Source organism: Dietzia sp. DQ11-44, from assembly GCF_014145205.1.
Taxonomy (GTDB): Bacteria; Actinomycetota; Actinomycetes; order Mycobacteriales; family Mycobacteriaceae; genus Dietzia; species Dietzia natronolimnaea.
Genome location: NZ_JAALEC010000519.1, coordinates 1 through 2,138 on the forward strand (window position 1 = coordinate 1; position 2,138 = coordinate 2,138).

The 2,138-nt window shown below is 66.1% G+C and carries 2 protein-coding genes and 1 pseudogene; 2 read left to right on the forward strand and 1 reads right to left on the reverse strand.

All coding sequences use genetic code 11. From position 1 onward, the window contains the following. Positions 1-205 precede the first annotated feature (205 nt). Positions 206-526, reverse strand: coding sequence for a 2Fe-2S iron-sulfur cluster-binding protein (locus G6018_RS12810; protein WP_182635722.1), 321 nt, complete (start codon positions 524-526; stop codon positions 206-208). Positions 527-836: 310 nt separating this feature from the next. On the opposite strand from G6018_RS12810, the gene G6018_RS12815 reads away from it, so the two are divergent. Further along, complete coding sequence (locus G6018_RS12815; RefSeq protein ID WP_146776291.1) at positions 837-1,547, forward strand: TetR/AcrR family transcriptional regulator; 711 nt, start codon at positions 837-839, stop codon at positions 1,545-1,547. A gap of 387 nt (positions 1,548-1,934) precedes the next feature. Next, positions 1,935-2,138 (forward strand): annotated as a pseudogene (locus G6018_RS12820) (hypothetical protein); the annotation flags it as partial.

Consider the following 2,138-nt stretch of genomic DNA (forward strand, 5'->3'; position numbering starts at 1 on the left):
TTCGACGTCCTCGACGGGGGGGATGGGCTTCTCTACGAAGAGCTTCTTCCCATTCGTCCTTGTCACCCAGCGCCGAGTCCTGTCGTACAGATGGGCGCCCCGGATCTGCAGATCCATCGGGATGGCCGACTGAACCTTGTCGCCGATCGTATCGGAAACCTTCACGTGTCTCACCTTGTCTTTCGTCGTTACATCTGGAACGTCGTTACATCTGGAACTCTGGCACCTGGACGACCAGGCCGTCCCAATCCGCGGACGCGGTCATCTGGCACGACAGTCGGGAGGTCGGCAGCCGTTCGGGGTTCATTGAGAGCATCTCTTCTTCACTTGCTCCCGAGAGGCCCACCACGTCGGACCATTGCGGATCAACGATGACATGACACGTGCCGCACGCGGCTTCGCCTCCGCAATCGGCGTCGATTCCGGGCACCGCGTTGTTGACGGCGATCCGCATGAGTGACTGCCCCTCCTCCAAGGGCACCTCGTGCTCCTCGCCGTCGTGGGAGACAAAGGTTACAACTGCCATAGTGAACTCCTGATACGTAGTATTTGACGTCCTTTGGCCCGTTGAGTTTTCCGTTGGTCAGCGCAGGCTCAGTGGCCTTCTTGTCACGCTTCTTTCCCTGGGCTCAGACGGCCGCGGCGGGCGCCTCGTGCGTCCGTCTCTACGTGGGTCGGCGCGCCTCTTCTCGGTGGAGTGGCCGTCCTCGACGCCACTGTGACGTCGGCCACGTTCGTGACCCAGTCTGGAACGCCCGACCCACTTTGTCAACGAATATTCCCTAGTGAATCTCGTTCACGGGCCGGGGGGGCCTCGACCCGGTAGCATCCGGGAGGTGACCGAGTCGGCAAGCGCGCCCCCGCGGCGCAGCCCCCGGATGGTTAAGCGCCGCGCGCAGAACTGCGAGCGCATCCTCGACGCCGCCGAGCGGGCGTTCGTCTCCGGGCAGCGCAACGTCCGGATGGAGCAGATCGCCGAGGACTCGGACATGTCAGTGGGCGCGCTCTACAAGTACTTCGGCAGCAAGGACGGCATCCTGCTCGCCCTCGCCGACCGCGCGCTGACCCGGTTCAGCACCTACCTCGACGAGGCCCTCCGTCCCGAGTACTCGCCCCTCGAGCAGGTCATCGCCGCCAGCGACGTGTACCTGCGGTTCTACCTGGACCACCGCGGGTCGTTCCGCTTCCTCGCCTTCGACGGCCACGGTTCCGGCCTCTCCGCCAGCGCCCACGAGCTGAGCCAACAAGTCGGCGACCGCCTCGACGAGATCCTCGGCCGGTTCCAAGCACACCTCGAAAGCGCCATCGCCACGGGCGAGGCCTCGCCCGACTACCCGCCGAAAGAAACCGCGCTCTTCCTCTGGGGCGCATGGAACGGCGTCGTCTCCCTGACCCTGCGCAATGACCGCATGGCACTCACCGACGATCAACTCGCCGCCACCCTCGACGTCGGCCGCCGCCTCGTCAACGAGGGACTCGCCCACCCCAGCTTCCGCATCCGCGGCCACTCGCGCGCCCGCGTCATGGACCCCACCAAGAACTGGTAAGCGCGCACCCACGGCCCCACCCGACAGCCCGCTCACGAGCGACCACCACTCACTGGCCACACGACCGCCAGTCACGTACCTGGGCTCCCACATCCCGGTGTCGCTGTGGGAACGAGGAATCACCGGGATTACCGTGGCCCCGCCGGCGGGCAACACCGCCCTGGCCGCCGTCTTGGATACCTACAACCTGACCGCCGATAGCCGGCGCTCCCCTCCCTCTGGGCAGAATCGCCTTCGGGTCGTCGCCTGGGTCCTGGGCGCCGACGACCCGCCGCAGCGCCCGCTCGCCGGCGATATCCGGGCGAGCACTATCCCGCCGGACGCCACAGGCGGGTAACATAGGTAACGGAAAACGTTTCCGGTTACCCGTTACCGATCGGAGGGGAGATGGCTATGTCGACGTCGGAGAAGATCGCCAGGGCCTATGGGGTGCTCGTCGCGCGAGGGGACAAGGTCACCGTGCGCAGCGTGCAGCGTGAAGCGGGGGTGCGCATCGGTGAGGTGGCCGCGTGGATGCGTGAACACGCCACCGGCGCTGCTGGGGACGTGCCCGAGGCTCCGGATCTGTCGGAGGCGATGTCGGCGATGGTG